This window comes from Escherichia sp. MOD1-EC5990, from assembly GCF_002965285.1.
GTDB classification, from domain to species: Bacteria; Pseudomonadota; Gammaproteobacteria; order Enterobacterales; family Enterobacteriaceae; genus Escherichia; species Escherichia coli_F.
Genome location: NZ_PTRV01000010.1, coordinates 24,953 through 49,915 on the forward strand (window position 1 = coordinate 24,953; position 24,963 = coordinate 49,915).

Annotated in this window: 19 protein-coding genes; all 19 read right to left on the reverse strand. The window is 45.8% G+C overall.

Going from position 1 to position 24,963, the window contains the following annotated elements; genetic code table 11:
• Window positions 1-53: 53 nt before the first annotated feature.
• On the reverse strand, window positions 54-1,031 hold the full coding sequence (gene wzzB, locus BEB42_RS13535) for an LPS O-antigen chain length determinant protein WzzB (protein WP_001300963.1): 978 nt from the start codon (window positions 1,029-1,031) through the stop codon (window positions 54-56).
• 145 nt (window positions 1,032-1,176) lie between these two features.
• The gene (gene ugd, locus BEB42_RS13540; protein WP_000704857.1) at window positions 1,177-2,343 is read right to left on the reverse strand and encodes a UDP-glucose 6-dehydrogenase; all 1,167 of its coding nucleotides are present in this window, start codon (window positions 2,341-2,343) and stop codon (window positions 1,177-1,179) included.
• A 249-nt stretch (window positions 2,344-2,592) separates the two neighbouring features.
• On the reverse strand, window positions 2,593-3,999 hold the full coding sequence (gndA, locus tag BEB42_RS13545; RefSeq protein ID WP_000043547.1) for an NADP-dependent phosphogluconate dehydrogenase: 1,407 nt from the start codon (window positions 3,997-3,999) through the stop codon (window positions 2,593-2,595).
• 152 nt (window positions 4,000-4,151) lie between these two features.
• Entirely contained in the window at window positions 4,152-5,387 is a 1,236-nt protein-coding gene (gene wzx, locus BEB42_RS13550) for an O17/O44/O73/O77/O106 family O-antigen flippase (RefSeq protein WP_000588765.1), read from the reverse strand.
• 41 nt (window positions 5,388-5,428) lie between these two features.
• Window positions 5,429-6,760: an O17/O44/O73/O77/O106 family O-antigen polymerase gene (gene wzy, locus BEB42_RS13555; RefSeq protein ID WP_000549529.1), complete on the reverse strand. Its 1,332-nt coding sequence runs from the start codon at window positions 6,758-6,760 to the stop codon at window positions 5,429-5,431.
• A gap of 183 nt (window positions 6,761-6,943) precedes the next feature.
• Window positions 6,944-8,365: a phosphomannomutase gene (locus BEB42_RS13560; protein ID WP_001027883.1), complete on the reverse strand. Its 1,422-nt coding sequence runs from the start codon at window positions 8,363-8,365 to the stop codon at window positions 6,944-6,946.
• A gap of 4 nt (window positions 8,366-8,369) precedes the next feature.
• The gene (locus BEB42_RS13565; RefSeq protein ID WP_000586530.1) at window positions 8,370-9,785 is read right to left on the reverse strand and encodes a mannose-1-phosphate guanylyltransferase/mannose-6-phosphate isomerase; all 1,416 of its coding nucleotides are present in this window, start codon (window positions 9,783-9,785) and stop codon (window positions 8,370-8,372) included.
• 1 nt (window position 9,786) lies between these two features.
• Window positions 9,787-10,989, reverse strand: a complete 1,203-nt coding sequence (locus tag BEB42_RS13570; protein WP_000065082.1) for a glycosyltransferase family 4 protein — start codon at window positions 10,987-10,989, stop codon at window positions 9,787-9,789.
• Entirely contained in the window at window positions 10,982-11,986 is a 1,005-nt protein-coding gene (locus tag BEB42_RS13575) for a glycosyltransferase (RefSeq protein ID WP_000864847.1), read from the reverse strand. The genes BEB42_RS13570 and BEB42_RS13575 overlap by 8 nt, the downstream gene beginning before the upstream one ends.
• Window positions 11,987-12,378: 392 nt before the next feature.
• Complete coding sequence (galF, locus tag BEB42_RS13580; RefSeq protein WP_000183065.1) at window positions 12,379-13,272, reverse strand: UTP--glucose-1-phosphate uridylyltransferase GalF; 894 nt, start codon at window positions 13,270-13,272, stop codon at window positions 12,379-12,381.
• A gap of 174 nt (window positions 13,273-13,446) precedes the next feature.
• The gene (gene wcaM / locus BEB42_RS13585; RefSeq protein WP_001116064.1) at window positions 13,447-14,841 is read right to left on the reverse strand and encodes a colanic acid biosynthesis protein WcaM; all 1,395 of its coding nucleotides are present in this window, start codon (window positions 14,839-14,841) and stop codon (window positions 13,447-13,449) included.
• Between the two features lie 10 nt (window positions 14,842-14,851).
• A complete protein-coding gene (wcaL, locus tag BEB42_RS13590) occupies window positions 14,852-16,072 on the reverse strand; it encodes a colanic acid biosynthesis glycosyltransferase WcaL (protein ID WP_000862699.1) in 1,221 nt (406 codons plus the stop codon).
• Window positions 16,069-17,349 (reverse strand): colanic acid biosynthesis pyruvyl transferase WcaK, encoded by a 1,281-nt coding sequence (wcaK, locus tag BEB42_RS13595; protein WP_000770818.1) that lies wholly within the window; start codon window positions 17,347-17,349, stop codon window positions 16,069-16,071. The genes wcaL and wcaK overlap by 4 nt, the downstream gene beginning before the upstream one ends.
• Before the next feature lie 72 nt (window positions 17,350-17,421).
• Window positions 17,422-18,900, reverse strand: a complete 1,479-nt coding sequence (gene wzxC, locus BEB42_RS13600) for a colanic acid undecaprenyl disphosphate flippase WzxC (RefSeq protein WP_000058455.1) — start codon at window positions 18,898-18,900, stop codon at window positions 17,422-17,424.
• 1 nt (window position 18,901) lies between these two features.
• Window positions 18,902-20,296 (reverse strand): undecaprenyl-phosphate glucose phosphotransferase, encoded by a 1,395-nt coding sequence (wcaJ, locus tag BEB42_RS13605; protein WP_000183148.1) that lies wholly within the window; start codon window positions 20,294-20,296, stop codon window positions 18,902-18,904.
• Window positions 20,297-20,350: 54 nt separating this feature from the next.
• On the reverse strand, window positions 20,351-21,721 hold the full coding sequence (gene cpsG / locus BEB42_RS13610) for a colanic acid biosynthesis phosphomannomutase CpsG (protein WP_074496868.1): 1,371 nt from the start codon (window positions 21,719-21,721) through the stop codon (window positions 20,351-20,353).
• 101 nt (window positions 21,722-21,822) lie between these two features.
• On the reverse strand, window positions 21,823-23,259 hold the full coding sequence (gene cpsB / locus BEB42_RS13615) for a mannose-1-phosphate guanyltransferase (protein ID WP_000083412.1): 1,437 nt from the start codon (window positions 23,257-23,259) through the stop codon (window positions 21,823-21,825).
• 2 nt (window positions 23,260-23,261) lie between these two features.
• Window positions 23,262-24,485, reverse strand: a complete 1,224-nt coding sequence (wcaI, locus tag BEB42_RS13620; protein ID WP_000699667.1) for a colanic acid biosynthesis fucosyltransferase WcaI — start codon at window positions 24,483-24,485, stop codon at window positions 23,262-23,264.
• Window positions 24,482-24,961, reverse strand: a complete 480-nt coding sequence (gene gmm / locus BEB42_RS13625; protein WP_000479832.1) for a GDP-mannose mannosyl hydrolase — start codon at window positions 24,959-24,961, stop codon at window positions 24,482-24,484. The genes wcaI and gmm overlap by 4 nt, the downstream gene beginning before the upstream one ends.
• Window positions 24,962-24,963 lie beyond the last annotated feature (2 nt).

The window sequence follows — 24,963 nt, forward strand, 5'->3', positions numbered from 1 at the left end:
AAAAAACGGGCAAGGTGTCACCACCCTGCCCTTTTTCTTTAAAACCGAAAAGATTACTTCGCGTTGTAATTACGCAGAGCGTTACGCCCCAACACAATCCCCGCGCCAACCATGCCGCCCAGCAGCACCGCCAGAATCAAGGTAATTGCCTTTTTCGGGCTATCGCGACGAATAGGTAACGTCGGTTTCATCACATAACGGTAAGCATGAATATCAAGATCATCAACCTTTAAGTTTTCGATATCCAGCAGGTTTTGACGAGTCTGATAGTAGTTTGGCGAGAACACCAACGGACGGGTCGCCTCGTGCTTAATCATCGACTCCAGCGCTTCGCTACCCAAAAGGAATAACGTATCTTGCGTCACATCTTCAGTCTGCTGAACCTGTGGCTTTGTCACCTGCGCCTGATTCGCATACTGCAACGCTTCCTGAATTTGACGGATACGCAGATCTTTCTGTTCCTGCGCAACCACTTCCTGTGTTCTTAAAGAGTCCTGCAAGTTTTTCCGTCCCAGAGCAATGTTGTCCTTGAGATCCTTTTCTAGCTCTTGATTCACTTTATCGTCAACTTGCTGAATGTATTGGGCCAACTTCATTTGTGCGCCCTCTGCAGTTTGCCCAACATAAGAAACAGTCAATGGTAATTGCTGGTTCTTAACAGAAGGTTCGATGGTAAGTTTTTCTGGTTCTTCCTGATTATCCAGCGTTTCTGCTAATGCAGAGAAGGCAGAACTGAAGCGACCAATTAACGTCTCCTGCAAATCCGATACTTTCGGTGCAGCCTGACCATAGATAACATTCATGGCATTGTTATAGCCAGCAATTTGCCCCACATCGGGCTGAGTGATAATTGCTGTTGACGTCCATTTCTCCTTCGCTACTGCCAAATATCCAATAGCCAGGGCAATAGCCACAATGACGGAAATGATGATAGTCATCTTGCCACGCCATAGTTGGACCAGTAAATCAATCAAATCAATCTGTTCCGGGTCATGGTTTTGCCCAGAAACATTATTATTTTCTACTCTCATCATTACCCTAACTGACGGAAATTTCCAAGTCCGCATAGTTTAGCGATAATCCTCGTGAATGCTATAGGATAAATGATAAAAATAATGAATTATTGTGTAAGTAACAAAAGACAATCAGGGCGTAAATAGCCCTGATAACAAGATGTTAGTCGCTGCCAAAGAGATCGCGGGTGTATACCTTATCTGCCACATCCTTAAGCTCTTCTGCCATTCGGTTAGAGATAATGACGTCGGCTTGTTGTTTGAAGGTGGCGAGATCACGTTCCAGGCGAGAGTTGAAGAATGAGTCTTCTTTCATCACTGGCTCGTAGATGATCACTTCAACACCTTTCGCCTTGATACGTTTCATAATCCCCTGAATAGAAGACGCACGGAAGTTATCTGAACCGCTCTTCATAATCAGACGATAAATACCCACCACTTGCGGCTTGCGTGACAAAATGGCATCGGCAATAAAATCTTTACGCGTGCGGTTAGCATCGACAATTGCCGAGATCAGGTTATTCGGCACAGACTGGTAGTTCGCCAGTAACTGCTTGGTATCTTTCGGCAGACAATAACCACCATAACCAAACGACGGATTGTTGTAATGGTTGCCAATACGTGGGTCGAGACAAACGCCTTCGATTATTTGACGGGAATTCAGACCTAAACTTTCTGCATAGCTATCCAGTTCGTTAAAGTACGCCACGCGCATCGCCAGGTAGGTGTTTGCAAAAAGTTTAATCGCTTCTGCTTCAGTGGAGTCGGTAAACAGCATCGGGATATTTTGCTTAATCGCGCCTTCCTGTAACAGAGCAGCGAAACGTTCTGCGCGTTCTGAACGCTCACCGATGACAATACGTGAAGGATGGAGATTATCGTAAAGGGCTTTACCCTCACGGAGAAATTCCGGGGAGAATATAATATTTTCAGTGCGATATTTCTTATGCATCGCTGCGGTAAAACCAACGGGAACCGTTGATTTGATGACCATAACCGCATAAGGATTTATCTCAACTACGTCTTTAATTACTGATTCTACACTGGATGTATTGAAATAATTAGTTTTAGGATCATAGTCGGTTGGAGTGGCGATGATGACATAATCAGCATCCCGGTAGGCTTCATTTTTATCTAATGTGGCATTAAAGTGTATTTTATCTGATTGCAAAAACTGCTGAATTTCCTTATCAACAATAGGAGATATCCGATCATTCAGCATAGCAACGCGTGACGGTAAAATATCTAATGCCACAACCTCATGATTTTGTGCGATTAGAAGCCCGTTTGACAAGCCTACATAGCCAGTACCGGAAATGGTAATTTTCATTTCATGCTCTCAGAATTAACTTAACTGTGAATCATGATGTTTTTAGCATCCTGATAAGAGTTAAAAGTTTTAACGCTACGTTGTCAGATGGTCAACGCAACGAAAAACAATTCAGATTTTCTTTATAAGAATAGCTGATATTTATTAAGTTAATATTAAGCAGTGAAATTTAGTCTATAAGATATTTGGCAAAAAAAAAGCCCGGTGCAATATACGCCGGGCCTCAATTTTATTGTTGGTTAAATCAGATTAATCCAGCCATTCAGTATGGAACACACCTTCTTTATCAATGCGCTTATAAGTATGCGCACCGAAATAGTCACGCTGTGCCTGGATCAGGTTTGCAGGCAGAACAGCGGCACGGTAGCTGTCATAATAGGCAACCGCAGCGGCGAAGGTCGGAACCGGGATACCGTTCTGTATAGCATAAGCAACGACATCACGCAGCGCCTGCTGGTAGTCATCGGCAATTTGCTTGAAGTACGGAGCCAGCAGCAGGTTAGCGATCTGCGGATTTTCGGCGTATGCATCGGTGATTTTCTGCAGGAACTGCGCACGGATGATGCAGCCAGCACGGAAAATCTTCGCGATTTCGCCGTAGTTCAGATCCCAGTTGTACTCTTCAGACGCGGCGCGTAGCTGAGAGAAGCCCTGAGCGTAAGAAACGATTTTGCCCAGATACAGCGCACGACGAACTTTCTCGATAAACTCAGCCTTATCGCCTGCTGGCTGCGCTTTCGGGCCAGTGAGAACTTTAGACGCGGCAACGCGCTGATCTTTCAGAGAAGAGATATAACGGGCAAACACAGACTCGGTAATCAGTGACAGCGGTTCGCCGAGATCCAGCGCGCTCTGGCTGGTCCATTTACCAGTACCTTTGTTAGCCGCTTCATCCAGGATCACATCAACCAGGTAGTTACCGTCTTCATCTTTTTTAGTGAAGATGTCTTTGGTGATGTCGATCAGGTAGCTGCTTAGTTCACCGTTATTCCACTCGGTAAAGGTCTGTGCCAGTTCTTCGTTAGAGAGATTCAGGCCGCCTTTCAGGAGAGAATAGGCTTCAGCAATCAGTTGCATATCACCGTATTCAATACCGTTGTGAACCATCTTCACATAATGGCCTGCGCCATCAGCACCGATATAGGTAACGCACGGTTCGCCATCTTCAGCAACGGCGGCGATTTTGGTCAGGATCGGCGCAACCAGTTCATAGGCTTCTTTCTGCCCACCAGGCATAATGGAAGGTCCTTTCAGCGCACCTTCTTCACCGCCGGAAACACCGGTACCGATGAAGTTAAAGCCTTCTGCAGAAAGCTCACGGTTACGACGAATGGTGTCCTGGAAGAAGGTATTACCACCATCAATGATGATGTCACCTTTATCGAGGTATGGCTTGAGGGAATCAATAGCAGCATCCGTGCCTGCACCTGCTTTCACCATTAACAGGATGCGACGTGGGGTTTCAAGAGACTCGACAAACTCTTTCACCGTGTAATAAGGAACCAGTTTCTTACCCGGGTTCTCGGCAACAACTTCTTCAGTTTTTTCGCGGGAGCGGTTGAAGACGGAGACGGTATAACCACGGCTTTCGATGTTGAGCGCCAGGTTGCGCCCCATCACTGCCATACCGACGACGCCGATCTGTTGCTTGGACATTACATACTCCTGTCAGGTGTGGTCACCGCGACATACGCGGTTATGCTTGTAAAGCAGATAGTATCAAACAATTAGTAATCTATGTTAGAACTTACTCAAGCTAAGTGTTCATAAATAGAACAAACTAATTCTATTCAAAGAGGACTCATTGATTACATTTCGAATGTTTTTTTAGGACGCATCTTTTTTATCATAAAAAAGCTGCAGAGAAGTAATATGAAACTAATACACTCTACAAGCAGAATCGTCATAGCAGCACCTTTAACACCGTACTTCATTATTAAGAAATACATAGTTGGTATCGATGTCAAAATGCAAACATACGAAACATACAAACCCACTTTATAAAACCCCTGTGACTGAATTATTGCAGTTGTACCACCATTGATACATTTCACACATGCAACAATCAAGAACATCATTATCAAGAAATCATTATTAACATTAGAAATCAACACAAAATGACCCAGGTATTTTATTATAAAGAAATAAACTAATGAACTCAGCACGCCATATGCCACAATACATAACAGGAACTGAAACACCTTAGTAAAAGCATTTTTTTCTTGTAAGTTAATTCGGCAAAATCTTGCATAGGCAACTGTAGAAAATACAGAAGAAACCATAACCAGTGGATCAACCATCCTAAATATCTGGCCATATGCTGCAAGATCCCCTGGGGCAAATGTCTTGAGATAAAAATTATCTACACGGCTATAAATAATTACAACAACAGCTGTAAGACCTATACTTAATGTATATTTATATAAAGAAAGAATTGACATTAGCACATCAAAAGCTGACGTTCTAATAAACCTAAACTTGACACTAACGAATAGTTTTAGTGTAACCAGCGATACGAATAATAGTTCAACACACAGGTAATCCCATGCGTTAAATTTAACGTTTAAAAAATACTGAATAGCGAAGATCGTACACGTTGCAATAGATGCAATTGCGATCGGAAACGTGAGGGATTTATTGGAATTGAGAGATTGAAAATAGCTATTTGAGAAATTAAAAAATAAAGCAACAGGTAAGGCTAACACAATAGGAATATAGACATTATATTGATAACCATGAACAAAAGAATACAAACAAAACAGTAGTGAAACAATTACTCCAGAAAGAATTTTTTGTGCAAACGTTACATTTAATAGTTTTATTTTATCTGTAGAATCATTATATTTTTTTATAACAAACAGATCCACACCAAAATCAGTAACCACCCGAAGGACTTCGAGAAAACCAACTAAAAAAATGAACTCTCCGCCTACATCTTCTCCTAAGGAACGAGTAATCAGAATTATTGCAAGTGTTTTAAAACCGAAGTAACATATTTTATTAAATAGCGAAAAAATGCCATCGGAGAAAATTTCTTTGATCATGTCATGCCTACTGGTGAGATCCTGGTCGAAAAATAAACCACTTACTGACCATGATAAATTTTATTTTTAACAAGTAATGGAGATATAAGAACAATCGGCAATGATTTTAGAAGAAAAGCCAATGGCAAAATCAGTTCACCACGAACAGCATAAAAAAATCCAGATATCATGGAGATGGCAACAAAGTTTATTATTATCCGTTGATTATTTAGTCCCCATTTAATAAATAGCATCACCCCTGATAAATACAGTAAATAAATAATCACTCCCAAATTTAGACTCAGCAACGATGACTCTAACAATCCTGAAGATGACAACGCAATACCAGAGGATACATCACCTAAAACAATTATTGAAAAATCTTTTGCGATTTGTTGATCATCAAGAAAACCAAGACCGCTTAGCGGTAATACTTGTGTGAATACCACAGCGGGATGAAGTTGATCCCATCCTGATGATTGCATATCAAACAAATTCTGCATCCCCCCAAGAGTAGAGGATAGCGAATCTAAAACAATGCCAATATAATTCATAAAATCGATTTGGTACCCTTCACGGAAATACGATACCATCGAGAAGCATAAAAAACCCGCGATGAGAAATATTGGTTTTGAGAGCTGCTTAAATAAATTCCTTACTCTATACTCATTAGAGTACATATATAGTATAAAAATACAAATCACTGAAAAGAAAAACTTATTACGTATTCCAATAGCTAAATCAGATGCAAGTAAAACAAATGCAATAACTTTAATGTAGGTCGGTGTTTTAAAATAAAAAGTGGACAATGACATTACAACTGCAAAACCACTAATAGCACGAATAAAAAATGGAACTTGGGATAGCAATTCTTCGCTTTCAGTATAAATTGCTAAATGCCCTTCTCCTGAATTCAATATAAACATAAGATAAATTAATATTTTGCATAATTGACACAGTGCAACAATAGAAAACAAAATATAAAATAAACTAGTTAAATATCTTTTTTCTTCTTTTATGACAGTCTCTGTTGTTTGCAAGTAAAGGATGGAATTGATCAACATCCCCCAGATACAAATTATTTCAAACCCATGATTTGCGTTTTTAAAATAGTAAAGATAAATCGATGGCAAACCAATAATCAAAGAAAAAACGAATGCAAAAAGTAAGGTTAGTGATAAATAGCGAACTCTATTAATATAATAATAGAACATCAAAATAACTAATAGAGCTGTAGATATAGTGGCTAAAATATCAATATACACTTGCGATACAAATGTATCCGCCCCTCCCCACAAGAAACATGAGGATAGTGAAAGAAATACAGAAAAATATATAGCCAGATGTTTAAACTGTATTTTATTGCACAATAATGAATAATATTGCTTATGCATAGTAATTAGCTTTGCTAGTGAAGTAACTCATTTGAAAAATAAGAAACAGTTAATTTTACAATCTCTTATTCGGGATGAACGCAAATAAAAACACCAATGCTAAATATAAACAAGTTAAAAATAATCTATTACTGAGCGGTTCAATGACAAACCGCTCAAGAGTAGAAAAAAGTTTATATTTTTTTACAAAAGAGTAACTTTATGCAAAATTTCTAACACTAATTTCTCAGCTTTTATTATGTTATCTGCTTCTGCATAGCATCGCAATTCAGGTGCGTTGCCTGACGGTCGCAAATGGATTATTGAACCATCACTTAGTGTCAATCTTAACCCGTCAATTGTATCCACCGATTGTACATGAAGGTCGACAAAGCCTATTCTTTCGATAAATTCTTGAGGATTTTCTTGAGCTGACGCGATAATGCTTTTGCTTTTGCTTGTTGCAAAATTTTGAACTCTATTTGAATAGGTAAATCGTGGTGGCAACTCCGCCAAAAGTTTTGAAATAGTCACATTATTTTTTATAGCCAGTGCCAGTACCATTAAAGCAGGCAAAACAGCATCTCTTGTTGGAAGCGCTTTAATCATACCGCTGTTATAATTTACATCGCTACCTAAAAGATACCCACCGTTAGCCTCAAACCCTGCAACACTATCAAAACTATTATTCAGAGAATCAAACGCTGAAATGACGTATGGTGAACCAATTTTAGTCAGCGTTACATGATTAAACCACCCGCAGGTCTGAATAACCGTATTACAACTTACAGGTACAGCTACCGCTTCAATATTCATTGCCTTTGAGCAAAATAGTCCTAATATATCACCCCGTAACCAAACGCCATTTTCGTCAGCAACCAAAGGACGATCGCCATCACCATCGGTAGAAAAAATCATATCGAGGTCATACTCAGATGACCAGTGTAAAGCTTTTTCTTCATCTTCTTTTGATACTGCTTCAGTATCAATAGGCACAAACTCATCACTTCTACCAATACTTACAACTTCAGCACCAAGCTTACTGAATATTTCTGGATAAAGATCCCGTCCCGCACTTGAATGTTCATAAATCCCGATACGTTTACCTTTAAATATATTTGAAAAAATTGAAGTGTTTCTCTCGATATAAGTATCAGCGGCACGCTTTGAACATTGTAATTCTGGCAATACAGTTACATCAGGATATTCTTTTTCAGCATGTATAATGCTGTTCTCATTTTCTTTTGAAATTTCCCCGTCTGGACGATAGAATTTCAAACCATTTCTATCAAATGGAATATGACTTCCAGTAACCATTATTGCAGGAATCCCATCGGCAATCGCTTGATTTGCCAAAGCTGGAGTTGGAATTACACCGTAGTAAATAGGTTTAATACTACATTCCAACAATGCTGCTGCGCAAGCTTGTGCCATAGCATAGCTGCTTGGGCGATTATCTATTGCGAGCGCAACCTCTTTAAAAGAAAAATCCTTCATCATTACATCGATAAAAGCATAAGTGAATGCAGCACACACGTTGGGTGTAAAATCTTTCACTAATCCACGAGCACCACTTGTACCAAATGCAATTCCGCTATTTTTAATTACATCATTGGTAATATTCATATAATTATTTATCCTCAACACGACCATATTTATCACTTAGGCGCACAATATCATCATCACCTAGATATACACCCGACTGAATCTCAATTACTTCTAATGGTATCTTTCCTGGATTTTCCAAGGTATGAACTGTGCCAATTGGTATGAAAGTTGACTCATTTTCAGTGACGAAATAAGTGCGTTCGCCGCAAGTCACCTTTGCAGTACCAGCGACAACCACCCAATGCTCAGCTCGATGATGATGCATTTGTGTTGAGAGACATTCACCAGGCTTAACGGTAATACGTTTTACCTGATAACGGTCGCCACGTTCTACAGAATCATAACGTCCCCAAGGACGATAGACTTCGCGATGGGATATATGTTCGCTACGTTTTTGTTTTTTAAGAATTTCGACAATTTTCTTTATGTCTTGTACGTTGTCTTGCTGTGCTACCAGGAGCGCATCTTTAGTTTGAACTATAATAAGGTTATTAACTCCAACAGTGCTGATCAGTGAACCTTCAGAGTAAATGTAGTTGTTCCTGCTGTTATAGTTAATTACATCACCATGCGATACGTTTTCATGTTCATCTTTCTCTGATATTTCCCAAAGTGATGTCCATGATCCGATGTCACTCCAGTCAGCATCAAGTGGAATAACTACACAATCCTGAGTTTTTTCCATTACCGCATAATCAATTGACTCATCGGGACATTCTGCAAAGACATCAGAATTTAATCTGATAAAATCTAGATCAGTACTAGCACTGGAAAGCGACTCTTTACACGCTGCTAAAATATCAGGGCGAAATTTTTTCAATTCATCTAAATATACGCTCGCCTTGAACATGAACATACCACTATTCCACAAATAGCATTTTTGTTCGAGATAATTTTTAGCCGTTTCTAAATCAGGTTTTTCGACGAAAGAATTTACTTTAAATACGGAGTTTTTAACTTGTTCGCCCTTTTTAATATAGCCATACCCAGTTTCAGGTTTGGTCGGGACGATGCCAAAAGTCACTAACTTATTGTCAACGGACTCTTGTTCTGCAGCTAAAACAGCTGCATGGAAGGCTTCAATATCCTGAATAGCATGGTCAGCAGCAAGAACCAGCATATGATGATCGCCATGGAGTTCCAGAGCCTTTAGAGCAGCCAGCGCAACGGCGGGCGCAGTATTTCTACCTACAGGTTCTAGAATAATCTGGAAGTCATCCACACCGAACTGTCGCAATTGTTCAGCAACAATAAATCTATGCTCATTATTGCTAACAATGACAGGAGGCAAACAATTTAATCCATCAAGTCGCTTCAACGTTTCCTGGAGCAAACTATTTTCATTAGTCAATGATAAAAATTGTTTCGGGTATAACGAACGCGAAAGAGGCCATAAGCGAGTCCCAGAACCACCGGCCATAATAATTGGGATAATCATTTTATTTAACAGACTCCTTAATTTTCTGGATATATGGGCTCAATTTAGCTTCCCATGAAAAATTCTCATCGATAAACTTTTTCGCAACTAATGCTGTTTCGGTATATTTATCCAGATTTGTTATAAAATAATTTAATACACGTAAATATTCTTCTTTTGTATTGGCAACATAAATCTCCTTACCCTCCTCTGCTCCCAAGCCTTCAAAGCCTACAGTAGAAGATATACAAGGTAATCCCAACGCCATATATTCAAGTACCTTATTTTGGATACCTGCCCCTAATCTAATAGGACACACACCAATATGCCCATCAGCTGCTGCATAAGTTATGCTATCAACTTCACCTGTGACAACAACGCCAGGCTGGCTTTCTAACCAACTCTTATCTTTATCTGTAATACGTCCGATGACCTTAAATTCAAAATTACCATGCTTGTTCAGAAATGGTAAAACTTCCTTGGTGAACCATCTCACACCATCCATATTTTGCAAAGAATATAAATTACCTATAAATACAAGGGTTATCTTTTTATCTTTAGCTATTTTTCGTTCTGAAAAAGGTAAGCTAACGGCATCAACACCATTTCCACAAACTAATACATTATTCGGACGCTCTGGATATAAATAATCGGAGTCAACCTGTGATACCAAAGTAGTCAAGCTGAACTTGTTATTTATAGTTCGCTCATATCGTTCGAGTCTTTTTTGTTCAAAAGAATATACAAATGTTTTTAAACTCAATAAAGATGCTTTTTCCTTTACTCGTTTATAATTAAGTGAAATGGCATCGGTCATCTCTAAAAAATTTATATCTTTATTCTCTTTCACATAATCACCAACCCTTATCAAATGTGAAAGAGTTGCAGAATGTTCAGGTAATAACTGCTTAAGTTTATCTTCAAATTCTTTAGATTTATAATACCCAATCTGTAGGGGTGTATTTGAAAACAAAGAGAATATGACATTTAAAACAGATTTTTTCTTTGAAAGATATACTCTGTGAACACTACTAAAAACTTCACGATCATATTCATAGTTGAGCTCTTCGCGTTTATCACACAGACTCAGCAACGTAAGATCATAATGCTTAGACAGTTCTTTACAGATCTTATAGATACGTAATCGATCCCCACCAATGACAGGAAATGGGAACCGTGGAGTCAAAACTAATATCTGTTTCTTATTTATATCAATATTACTCATAAATCTTTCTCAATTCATTTTCAAATAAAATATGTTCATGCAGAGCTTTCCTTTCGACACTGGGTGAATTATCTACCAAGTATGAATAGACTTCATAATACTCAGAATAGTAAGTATAAAAGAAAATATTCGAATCCTTTTGTTCGCGGAAAGCAGAGATCCGTGTGCATATAACATTTTTGCATGTGAGTTTTGCTTCAGCTAAAGTCCTGCCATACCCCTCGGCAAGCGAATGAGCCCAAACAATTTTAGAATTACAATATAGTTTGACGACTTCCTCTAAAGAAACAAAACCAATAATTTCAATTTCTTTATCTGTATCCCGCCCATCAATTAAGTCGTTAACCTTGCTAATACCATTCCCACAACCTAATATTTTTAATGGTATTCTTTCTTCCCTTGGGATTGAAAAATAATAGTCCAGAGCTGTGCCTAGATCCTTATTATCCCCTAAACCTGAAACTAGAAGTAAATATCCAAGATCTTTTATTTCGGTAACATTAGCAATTTTCTCAAATGAGAAAAATGGATTTGGGAGCAGGATAGATTCTATACGCTTAAATAGCGATATTCTCTTAGATACTCGCTGAGTGCTTTGAGAAATAAATATTACTTTCTTTGCTAAAAAAGATGAAAAATAAATACAGACTTTCACATAAATGGCAGCAAGGTTTCGTTTATTTTTCTTAAGACTAATGAAGTCATGAATTATAACAATTGCCTTACCTAATAACAAGTCAATGATGGAACTACTATTATAGGGATATATATTATACTTAGTTCTATAAAATATACCCATAATTGGTATTAAAAGCTGCTCTACTATTATAAAAAGAACATTCAGAAACCATGAAGGCAGCTTATGGAATGCTTTTGGACATGCAACATAAATAACCTGAACATTATTGTCTCTTAACTTTTGCACAAGTTCAGAAGTATAGATCGGTATTCCTCTTTTCAAAATACCATCAAAAAAATTATTTACAATTACTTTCATGTTTGCTCTTAAGTTTATTTCAGATATTATCAATAGTATAAAGATAGTCAGGATTATTATTTCTTATTTTGAGAACGCATCATATAAACACAATCTTACCACGCTACCGCCCCTGGCTTAACAGCTACCAGTGCACTAGCAAAATGCCAAAGATGTACTCCGCCCCGCTAGCTATCGCAAAGCTATCTTAAATTCAAACGCCAATTGTCTTACCAAATGCTGTCAGAAACAAGGATAAATCCAACAAAAAATAGATTAAACTTAGTAGGTTAACTCGTTGTTATTCTTTGTTTTAAAAAGAAAAACGACAGTAACATTCCTTTGTTTAAAGCATAGACGCCGGGATGTTAGCTGCCGCTATTTATCTAAATTATTGTTACATTGGCTTGGATCTATTCCCCGAGCAACTTCTCAATGCTCTTACGGAACTTTGGCCCTTCTTTCAGGTTGCGTAGTCCATACTTCACAAATGCCTGCATATAACCCATTTTTTTACCGCAGTCGTAGCTGTCACCAGTCATCAGCATGGCATCAACGGACTGTTTTTTCGCCAGTTCAGCAATGGCATCAGTCAGTTGAATACGTCCCCATGCGCCAGGTTGAGTTCGTTCAAGTTCCGGCCAAATATCGGCAGAAAGCACATAGCGACCTACGGCCATGATGTCTGAGTCCAGCGTCTGTGGCTGATCCGGTTTTTCGATAAATTCAACAATGCGGCTGACTTTACCTTCGCGGTCCAGCGGCTCTTTGGTCTGGATGACGGAGTATTCAGAGAGGTCACCCGGCATACGTTTTGCCAGCACCTGGCTGCGGCCCGTTTCGTTGAAGCGCGCAATCATGGCAGCAAGGTTGTAGCGCAGCGGGTCGGCACTGGCGTCGTCGATCACAACGTCCGGCAATACCACAACAAATGGGTTGTCACCAATGGCGGGTCGTGCACACAAAATGGAGTGGCCTAAACCTAAAGGTTCGCCCTGACGCACGTTCATAATGGTCACGCCCGGCGGACAGATAGACTGCACTTCCGCCAGCAGTTGACGCTTCACGCGCTGTTCAAGGAGAGATTCTAATTCATAAGAGGTGTCGAAGTGGTTTTCGACCGCGTTCTTGGACGCGTGAGTTACCAGGAGGATTTCTTTGATCCCTGCAGCCACAATCTCGTCAACAATGTACTGAATCATTGGCTTGTCGACGATCGGTAGCATCTCTTTGGGAATCGCCTTAGTGGCAGGCAACATATGCATCCCAAGACCCGCTACAGGAATAACTGCTTTTAAATTCGTCATTATTTCATCCACCTGTAAAATGGTTGCTGAATTATAGCTTGTTCGATTTTTTTCGCCAGCATCAATTACCCTGAATTGATTACTGAATTACTTGTGATGTTACGCCGCTTCGTTGTGGATTGCAGTAGCATTGTTCCTAAGTATGGCTCCATTTTTCCAGGAATGGTCGCAAATCTACTCCCTCCGTTCCGGCAATCTAAAGTTAATCTTTTCCACATTAACAATATGGTGATTAATCCTGTCGATATCGACGGAGCTTTGCCCTCTTTCATTCACCGCATGAACATTTGCAAGAGACAGCAGTGTTTCTTTTTTCGCCATAAACACGCCACGAACGTCTTTGCGCATGTCGAAGTTCATGCTCAATGCAGGTCCAACAGAGGATTCCTGCATCACCTTGATATTGCGCATAAAAAGGTGTTGCGGTTTATTGTGAAGCTCCAGCGAGGCACGCTTCATCTCAATGTTAGTCAGTGCCACAAAGGAGACGGCATTCCCGGCGGAGATTTGGATGCCGCGCAATTTGTAAGCAAGGTGGGTATTATCCAGTTGAATATTATTCACTCGGAAATTCTGCGGTATCGAGAGATATTTGCCTTTAATTACCCCATAACCGATTAACATCCCGGCGCTATTAATCATTTCAATATTATCAATCACGAAATTGTCACAACCGTAAATAGCAACTGTCGCGTTATCAATGCCTGCTTTCTTACTGAAATCCGGCGTGATATTGCGGGCTTTGATATTACGAATAACAAAATGTTTACCATTTTCAACATGGATCAGTTGCCGACAATCTGATCCCGTGATATTCGCAACGACAAAGTTTTTCACTGCCTGGTTTTCCGGATAATTATTATCGTAGGTACTTCCCGCAAGGCCTATGCCGATGCCCCAGTTGATTTTGCCGTTGGTACAGTTAATGCGCTCAATGAGATGGTCGGATATCAAAATATCACTGTCGTTAATCGCCACGTTCCATTCAATAGCGTCGCCCTGTAAGTCGCTGAACTTACAGTTGGTGATGTTGGCACCAATAATCTGATTATGAAATCCCTGCCGTAAGATAGCGTAGTTAGCATGGCTAACGGTGAGGTTATCGATGGTCAGGTTGCGCATGACGCGTTTGTTTTTGCCGCCAATATAAATCTGCGTTACCGGGCCAAAGCCGCTCATGGCCAGCCCTTTAATGGTGCAGTCAGAGCCGCGCACATCCAGGGTGATGTTATGCATACTGCCGCCCTTCTCCCCTGTCACCTGGCTGCCGTCCTGTAAGACAAATCGCCCTCTGCCGTTGCCGCGCAGGCTTCCCAGGATGTGTAACGTTTTGCCAGGGGGGATGAAGATGCCGGTGTTGATATTGTCGCAAACCAATCCGCCAGGCACGACGACCGTTTGCCCTTCGCTGAAGGCTTGTTTAAATGAAGCGATCCAGTCATGTGGATTGTAGTCGTTAATGTTAACGCTTTGTTGAGCGGGAATTGCACGGGCGAAAGGGGTATGGAGGAAGGCAAGCACCGAGCTTGCCGTCAGGAAGGTGCGTCGGGAGAGTTTTTTAAATGGCATGCGTTCTCCTCTATAAAGCCTGCAACAAGCTGGCGAGTTCTCGGTTAATCACCTGCTGGTTAAAATCGTGTTCGACTTTTTCGCGCGCACGTTTGACAACCGTAGTAAGTTCGTCGGTGTCCAGTTGGCTAAACGCCGCCAGTCGTTGCGCCAGTGCGCGAGCATCGTTCTCAGGCACCAGCCAGCCGGATTTATCGGCCTCCACCAGTTCCGGTATTCCGCTATGCAGAGTAGAAACCACCGGAATGCCGACCGCCATCGCTTCCATCAGCGCCACCGGAATGCCTTCCATATCGCCGTCAGCACCCGTTACCGATGGCAACAGAAAGACATCCGCGTCGTCGAGCATCGCCTTCACTTCGTGGCTCGGTTTAAAGCCCGGCATCTCTACCACATCTTCCAGTTGATATTGTTCGATGAGGGTGCGCAGGCGTCGTTCCCACGGGCCAATGCCGAGGATGCGATAGCGAAATGCCACGCCCTGCTCTTTCAACTGACGGCAGGCTTCGATCGCCACATGCAGGCCTTTTTTCTCGGTTAAGCGTGCGACGGAAATGATTTCCAGCGGTGTTGCGGGCGCTTTCACCGGACGCGGGCTAAAGCGCGTCATGTCTACACCCATGCGCGATACGGCAATTTTTTCCCTCGGGCAGCCCATTTTTTGCAGCCTTCCGGCCCACAGATCGCTAATCGGTAACATCAGGTCGCCACGGCGAAACAGTTGTTGATATTCGGGAGTGTAATGGTTGAGCACTTCCCGACTGGAGATATCAATACCGTGGAAGATAGTGGCGATTTTGCCGCGAATGACACCCAGTTCCCGTAGTTTTGCTGCGGTTACCCCCGCTGGGCCAAAATGTGCGATAAACACATCAGCATGAAACGGTGTTGCGACCTGGCCGCAAATGGCAGACAAAATCAGGTTCCGCGACTCAGCACCATAGCGTTTGAGGTTGAGCGCCTGCCAGGTATTTTTACGATGAATGCCGCGTAAGGTCTGGCTGGCGCGGTGGCGCAGTTTCGCCACTTTGCCTTGTGGTTCGTCCTGTAACCAGCGAGTTCTGGCGGCAAGGGTATATTTCGTCCATGCCGCGTGGGTGTTTTGCGTATCGCCTTTTTGCAGCGCGACAATCTCCACCTCAAAGCCCATATCAATAAACGCAGTGATTTGGTTGAGAACGAAGGTTTCCGACGACAGCGGAAATTTCAGTAAAAAGAAGCCGACCTTCATTTCGCCTCCCCGATGCGCTCAAGCACAGATTGCACCATCTGCATTCCTGCCTGGCGCTCGCGACTGACGGCTTCGTTAAGTCGTGTATTCAGCTCCGGAAGCTGGCCTAAGGTATCCGCAACCATCGCTTGCAGGCTGCCGTCCAGTAAATGGCGAATATCAATCGCCATCTCTTGCAGCCCCAGCTGCTGCATAATCCCGGCGGATTTATGTTCGTAGTTGATGGCAATTGCCGGAGTGGAGAAATTCATCGAGATAATGGCAGAGTGCAGGCGCGTACCGACGGTGAGTTCACAGGTACCGAGGATTTTGCCCATTTCCAGATCGTTGAGTTCATCCATCACCACGTGATAACGGGCAGGATCGCTGATGTGCTGACGCAGGTTGAGCGCCACCATGCGGTCGTCTTTGTTATAGCTGTCGATGCCCGTACAGGTGGAGAGCGCAATCACCTGATACCCTTCATCGAGAATGCGATTGACCACCCCGGCAAAGGCTTTTTCATACGCTTGTTGAGTGGTACCGAGACGTTTGTCGAACGGTGCCAGTTCGCGCAGGGTAATGGCCACCGTTTTCTGCTGTGCGGCTACGTCCAGCCAGTGTTGAACAGCATAGCTGGCGGTGAAGTCTTCGGTGTGGTGATCGACCAGCCACGCGGTATCGACGCCATGTTCAACTTTTGCGGTAGTGATATTGCTGCGTTTCATTAGATCCAGGCTGACCGATTCGCGCAGGATCAGCGCGTCGCAGTGCCCGAATACGTAGTTTGCCAGTTGGTTAAATTGCTCATCCTGGAACGGGCCGACGCTGTGACCAATCATAAACAGCGGCTTTTTCGCCATGAAAGTGCAAAGCGCGTGTTCAAACTGCGGCACGCCGTAGAGATCAACAAAAAACGAACCGCCGACCTGGATAATGGCATCGTAACCTGACAGCAGGCGCACAAAGTCGGTGAATCCCTGGGCGATGGCGATATTACGCAGCTTGCCAGTATCGGTAACGCGTGAGAGCAGTACCTGGTGTTGATAGCGGCGACGGAGGACTTTTTTTACGCGCCCGACAACACCCGCCGCGCTGTTGTGTTGTTTCATTTGCAGGAACAGCGGATCGCCCATTACCGGACGGTTGAGCAGCCAGGAAGAACTGACCGGATACCGGCTCATTACGTCCACTTCGGCGTGTGGATTGAGGATATTGATGGCATCAAGTAAGCCGCGCAAGATGGCACTGTCGCCGCGATTGCCGCAAGTGTGGTTGCCCAGAATCAGTAATTTCATTTTTTCCTCATAAATTTGATGCCAGGTGAGGCTGTGTTTGTTGTGTTCGTTGCCGGAACCGAAAACAACTATTCACCCCGCCCGTAAAAGCATTTTCATTTTTTCGCTGCGACAAAACTGACGCTTCACTTCCACCACCAGCGGATGGCGCGACAACACGATCATCACCACAAACGCCAGCACGCCTGCGATAATTTGCACCGCCAGCAGCATCCCCAGCACCAGTTGCCCTTTCAGCACAATGCCCAGCGCATAACTAACCACCAGCGTCGGCAGCGAGAGATAAAACGGCAGCCATAAACTCAGGATGTACTGGCGATAACTGGAACCGAGCACCGGTTTAATCATCACGAAATAACTCAGAATGGTGTTGATAATCTGCACCAGCAGGAAACCAAGCGTGACGCCGATTGCACCCGCCATCTGCCCGCCAATAACAATCGCCGGAATAAACAGAAAGGTTTTGAATACATTGAATTTAAAGCTGATATCCACCCGCGCTTTCGCCATCAGCAGCGAACCAATCGGGTTACCCACCGAACGCAGCAGACCCACCACACACAGCAATTGCAGCACCGGAATAATGCTGTTCCACTTCTCACCAAAGACCAGCGGTACAAAGTTATTCGACACCACCATCAGCCCCAGCAGCGCCGGAAAATTGATAATCCCCACCACCGACAGCAGCTTGTAGAAGTTAACGCGCAGCTTTTCGGTGTCGTCCTGAATTTTGGCAAACGCCGGAAACAACACGCGGGTGATGATCGGGTTCAGTTTCATCGGCGGCACAACGGCCACGTTGTACGCCAGGTTGTACCCCCCTGCTACGCCCGCACCGAGAATACGCGCCAGCACCAGCGTTGAAAGGTTGGAGTTGAGATAGTTGATGATGCTGTCCGCCGTCAGCCAGGCACCAAAGCGTAAGTTCGGTGCCACCGACGCCAGCGAGAAATGTAGACCGGGGCGATAAATTTTGCGGCCAAAGTAGCCAAACAGCAGCGTTCTCACCGCACTATTGACCAGATAACCGAGGATCGCGGTCATCGCCAGCGGCCAGAAATGGGCGCTAACCACCGTAAAAGTAAAGCCCGCCAGCACCGCGCTGGTTTCGATCATGCCGATTTTGTTGAACTCCAGCTCCTTTTGCATCAACGCGCGGAACTGTTGCCCGTGGGGGATCACCACAAACGCCAGCGACAATGTTTTAATCAACGGTGCCAGGTCCGGGTTATTCAGCACGTCGCCAATGGCATCACTCAACAAAAACACCGCCACACACACCACAAGCCCCAGCCCGACGTTCAGCCAGTACAGCGTGGTGAGTTCAAGATGGCTGATTTCTTTTCGCTGAATAATCGAGTTAGCGATACCGAAGTCAGAAAGCGTATCTGCCAGCGCGATAATCACCAGCGAAACGGTAAGCAAACCGAACTGGTGGTTGTCGATAATCCGCGCCAGCACGGTCATCTGCACCAGCCCGAGGCCGATGATGATTACTGTGGCAATCGCCGACCACTTCGCGCCGCTGATGGTTTTTTCACGTAAGCTCATATCAATATGCCGCTTTGTTAACGAAGCCTTTGAATACCGTCAGGAAAACGATTTTGATATCGAACCAGACGCTCCATTCGCGGATGTACTCAAGGTCGAACTCGACGCGTTTTTCCATTTTCTCGAGCGTGTCGGTTTCGCCGCGCCAGCCGTTAATCTGCGCCCAACCGGTAATGCCCGGTTTCACTTTGTGGCGCAGCATGTAGCCTTCAATGAGCTGGCGATATTGTTCGTTATGCGCCACCGCGTGCGGACGTGGCCCCACAATCGACATCCCCCCGGTCAGCACATTGATAAACTGCGGCAATTCATCCAGCGAGGTGCGGCGCAGAAAGTTCCCCACTTTGGTGACGCGCGGATCGTTCTGCGTCGCCTGGGTCACTACTTTGTCGTTCTCCATCACTTTCATGGAACGGAACTTCCACACTTTGATCGGCTTGCCATCCATGCCGTAGCGAGTCTGGCGGAAAATAACCGGCCCTGGTGAACTGAATTTCACCGCCAGCGCAATACAGCACAGCACCGGGGAGATCAGCAGCAAGATCAGCGTTGCCAGCACAATGTCTTCCGCACGTTTTATCAGGCGGTTAACCCCGGAAAGTGGCGTGTCGTACAGCGGCACCACCGGAACGCCGTTCATCTCTTCGAGGCGTGAATGGAGAATGTTGAAGGTAAAGACGTCGGGGATCAGCAGCACCGAACAGGTGGTGTCCGCCAGTTGATGGACCAGTTTTTTCACTCGTGCGCCGTCGCACATTTGCATCGCGATATAGACGTTGTGAATCTTGCCCGCTTTTGCATCCTCGACCAGCTGTTGCAGATTGCCCGCCCAGTCGTTAGAAACGCCGCCCGGTTTTGGGTCGTGGTAAACGCCCACCACTTCAAACCCTAACCACGGCTGATTACGGAAGCTCTCCATCAGCATTTGCCCGGCAGCTAAATCCCCCGCCACGGCAACCATACGCTTGTTATAGCCATGATTACGCAACCAGCCCGCACCAATGCGAATACACGAACGACACGCCACCAACCCGATGCTGGTCAGCCCATACCACGCCAGCCAGATTTTCAGTTGCGTGTCGAAATCATTGTTGAACGCCACCAGTCCGGCGCTAAAAATCACGCTTAAGGTCCAGTTTTGCAGCAGCAGGGCAAATTCTGTCGTTGCCCGAACACCTCGCCATGAGCGATAAAAATCGGTGATGCCGCCCAACATCTGGAACACCACCAGCGTAATCAGCGCCACCAACAGGTGCATGTAGAGGAATGACAGTCCGCTGACTTCGCAAACCAGCCATAGCCCGGCAAACATGATGGTGATATCTGAAAAGCGTTGCACCATAGAGATTAACGATGCATTGGTTTTCGCTCGCTCGCGCTTTTTTAGATTTGTCATCGTTGTTCCTGTTATTAGCCCCTTACCCGCAATGGGGTAAGGGAAGATCCGACATTACTCGTTCAGCAACGTCAGCAGAGTTCGCGTTCGCGCTTCCATCAGCGGCACATCACCGCGCGATTCCACATTCAGGCGTACCACCGGTTCGGTGTTGGAGGAGCGCAGGTTAAAGCGCCAGTCGGCAAAGGTCATGCTGATACCATCGGTGCGATCCACCGCCAGCGCCTCGCGGCTAAAATGCTGTTCGACGCGATTAATCGCCTCACCGGGGTGCGCCAGTTTGCTGTTGATCTCACCGCTTGCCGGGAATGCCGCCATGCGGTCGCGCACCAGTTCGCCCAGCGTTTTCCCTTTCATGCACACCAGTTCGGCGACCAGCAGCCACGGGATCATGCCGCTGTCGCAGTAAGCGAAATCACGGAAGTAATGGTGGGCGCTCATTTCGCCACCATAGATGGCGTCTTCCTTGCGCATACGTTCTTTAATAAAGGCGTGTCCGGTTTTTGACATCACCGGGGTGCCGCCTGCGGCAGTCACTACATCAACGGTGTTCCAGGAAAGACGTGGATCGTGGATGATCTTCGCGCCGGGATTTTTTTCGAGGAACGCTTCTGCCAGCAGGCCGACAATGTAGTAGCCCTCGATAAACTGTCCTTTTTCGTCAAACAGGAAACAGCGGTCAAAATCGCCATCAAAGGCAATACCCATATCCGCGCCGTGTTTAATGACCGCATTGCGGGTATCGTCGCGGCATTCCGGCAGCAATGGATTAGGAATACCGTTGGGGAAATTGCCGTCCGGCGTGTTGTGTACTTTGATCAATTCCACGGGTGCGCCGAGGGCTTTAAAGCGGGCTTCGATGGCGTCCACCACCGGACCCGCCGCACCGTTCCCGGAGTTGATCACCAGCTTGAGCGGCGTAAGGTTTTTGACGTTGATATAACCGAACAGATGATCAACGTAAGCGTCGCGCAGGTTGATTTGCTGATAGCGACCGCGTTTGGTTTCATCGACGGGAGGAAAATCGTTGGCTTCTGCCAGACGCTGGACGTCGCGCAGTCCGGTATCACCGCTGATCGGGCGAGCCCCTTCGCGCACCAGTTTCATGCCGTTGTAATCCATCGGATTATGGCTGGCGGTAACTTCGATGCCGCCATCCACGCCGAGATGGAACGTGGCGAAATAGATCTCTTCGGTGCCGGACATGCCGATATCCAGCACGTCAACGCCCGCATCCTGTAACCCTTTTGCCAGCGCCAGTTTTAAGGTTTCGCTGGTGAGACGGACGTCACCGCCTAACACAATGGTTTTCGGTTTGAGAAATTCGCCATAAGCACGCCCAATACGCCAGGCGATATCTTCATTCAGTTCTTCGCCTAATTTTCCGCGAATATCATAGGCTTTAAAGCAGGTTAATTTTTTCATATCGTTACCCTTTTTCAGGCAATAATTGGCCCTGACCGAAACGGCCAATTTTGTTTTTGTCGTTATTTACCGGAGATTTATTCCGGTTGATTATTCAACTACTACACCCGTCCGTAGCGATCCGCGAAGCGCACCACATCATCCTCTTCGAGATAAGAGCCGGAGCGCACTTCAATTAAATCGAGGGGAATTTTCCCGGGGTTTTCCAGGCAGTGTTTTGCCCCCAGCGGAATATAAATGGACTCGTTTTCACCAAGCAGTTTGATATCACCGTCAATGGTGACTTTTGCCGTTCCCGCGACCACTACCCAATGTTCCGCGCGGTGATGGTGCATCTGTACCGACAAGCCCTCGCCCGGTTTCACGGTGATGCGTTTCACCTGGTAGCGGTCGCCCGCGTCGATAGAGTCATATTTGCCCCACGGGCGATACACTTCGCGATGCACCCGATGCTCATGGCGACCATCGGCTTTGATCTGCTCGACCACTTTTTTCACATCCTGCACCGCGTTACGGTCGGCAATCAGCACCGCGTCTTTGGTCTGCACCACTACCAGATCTTTTACCCCGACGGTGGTGACCAGGCCAGATTCGGCATACACGTAGCTGTTTTCGGTTTTGTGATTAATCACATCGCCGTGGCAAACGTTGCCTTCCGCGGTGTGGGCGCTGATCTCCCATAAAGAGGACCAGGAACCGACATCGCTCCAGCCCGCATCCATCGGCACCACAACGGCATCTGCCGTACGTTCCATGACCGCGTAATCCACCGACTCTTCCGGGCAGGCGAGAAACGCTTCTTCATCCACGCGAATAAAATCGAGATCCGGATCGACGGCGCTCATCGCTTTTTCGCAGGCGTCGAGAATATCCGGGCGATATTTTTTCAGTTCTTCGAGATAACGTCCGGCGCGGAACAGGAACATGCCGCTGTTCCAGTAATATTCGCCGCTTGCCACATAGGCCTGAGCGGTTTCCAGATTCGGTTTTTCGACAAACTGCGCCACTTCAAAGGCCACCGTATCCTGCTCACCCGCCGACACTTCACCGCGACGAATATAGCCATATCCGGTTTCAGGTAGATCCGGCACAATGCCGAAGGTCACCAGCTTGCCCGCTTCGGCATACGGCATGGCATTACGCACGGCGGCGCGGAACGCGTCTTCGTCGGCAATCACATGATCTGCCGCCAGGACCAACATTAACGGATCGCTGTCCGGGCTATGACGTTCTGCCGCCAGCGCCGCCAACGCAATGGCAGGTGCAGTGTTACGCCCTGCCGGTTCGAGAATAATGTTCTCGGTGAGTTTGTTCAGTTGACGCAGCTGTTCCGCGACAATAAAGCGGTGCTGCTCATTGCAAATCACCACCGGGCTTTCGCACTCCACGCCGTTCAGGCGGCAGATGGTGGTTTGCAGCATGGTAAGATCGCCTTTCAGGCATAAAAACTGCTTGGGATAAAGTACGCGGGAAAGCGGCCATAAGCGGCTACCGGAGCCACCTGCCATCACAACTGGATAGAGTTTCGACTGCGACATAATTATCCCCGAATATCATGTATAAATTGACGTAACACGTTCTCTTTATCGAGCGTGCGTTCGGCATATTCACGTGCCACCGTGTTGTGTTTGGGCAGCAGGAGCGCCTGACGAATCCCCTCCACCAGCGCCTCGACCGATTCCGGTTCTACGCAAACCGCAATGCCCGGAAAGGTTTCGCAAAGCTGCCACAGTTCTGTGTGGGCTTCTGCGGTAATCACCGCGTTACCGCCTACCGCCAGAATATTGGTCAGTTTCGACGGCAATACGGCATCTGCCGCACCGCGTTTTTGCACCACCAGATGGCAATCGCCCATCTTCAGCAGTGCGGGTAAAGCGTCATACGATTGCAGCGGGAAAAATTGCATATTGCGCAGTCCGCGCTGCTGCGCCATTTTTTCCAGCCGCGCTTTGCCGCCGCCCTGCCCGACAATGGCAAAAATCAGCGGTTCATCGCGCAGGCGATCGGCAGCTTCAATAACGTTTTCCAGCCCCTGCTTTTCACCAATATTGCCGGAGTAAAGAATGATTTTTTTGTTATCCGGCAGGCCAAGTTGGTTACGAAGGGCAGCAACATCGGCGTCTGCGACATGCTGAAAACGAGCAATTTCCGACCAGTTGGGGAAGAAGATGACGTTTTCCGCCGCCACACCTTTTTCGACAGCTTTATTCATCATCGAACGCGAAATCGTGGAGACGTTATCGACGTTATGCAGTCCGCTACGTTCGAAGGCTGTCGCCAGCTGTGCCACTTTGCCGGCTTTACCTTTTCCGGCAAGGCCCAGCCCCAGCATGGCATCCACTTCGTAATCCTGAATATGCAGCACAGTACGCGCACCAGAGAGTTTCGCCAGCAGGCGCATTCCCGGCGTGCAAAACAGCGTTGGTACTACGCCGATAATGCGATCCGGCTTCCAGCGACGTTGCGCCATCAACGGGAAAAAACTGCTGACGGCAAAACTGCCGAGATGCAACAGGCGTTTCAGGGTGCTCGGCTGTTTTGGCACATACAGCGGGCAGCGCCACACCGTAGCGGCCCCCTCTTCTCGTTTGTACCGCCAGGCGGAATATTTCTCGCCCACCTGCCACTGCGGGTAGTAAGGCGGTGCGGTAATTACCCGCACCTCATGACCTTGTGCTGCCAGCCATTCCACCATCTCGCCGGTATATTTGCCGATGCCGGTTAACTCCGGCGAGTAGTTAATGCCGTAGACCAGTATTTTCATAATCCGGGTACTCCGGCACGCTTCTCAGCGAGAAAATAGGCGCGGCTGTTAGCGTGAACATTGTCACTGGCGAGCAACGCGTCCGGCGTCAGCCAGCGGTAATCGTCATGTTGCTCATCCGGCAGTAACAGCTCTTCTTCCGCTACTCTGATGCGAAAACCGAGCACCACATAGTGCGTGGTAAAATCCGAGCCGGAGAAGTTATCGTCATAAAAGTGCTGCCAGACACCGTAAAACTGACCCGCTGTTATCGGCAGACGCAGCCCCAGTTCCGCCATCGTCAGCCGCTCAAATGCGGCTTCCAGCGTTTCGTCCTTCTGCACGCGCCCTCCCGGCACAAACCAGTAACCCTGCGCCGGGCGGTTGGTTCTTTTGCCAAGCAGAAACTCGCCGCGACTGTTCTCGACAATAAAGTCGAGAGAGACAAGCGGTGTGGAGCGCACTACCGTGGCAAAGTCTTCCTGACGTAAAAACATCA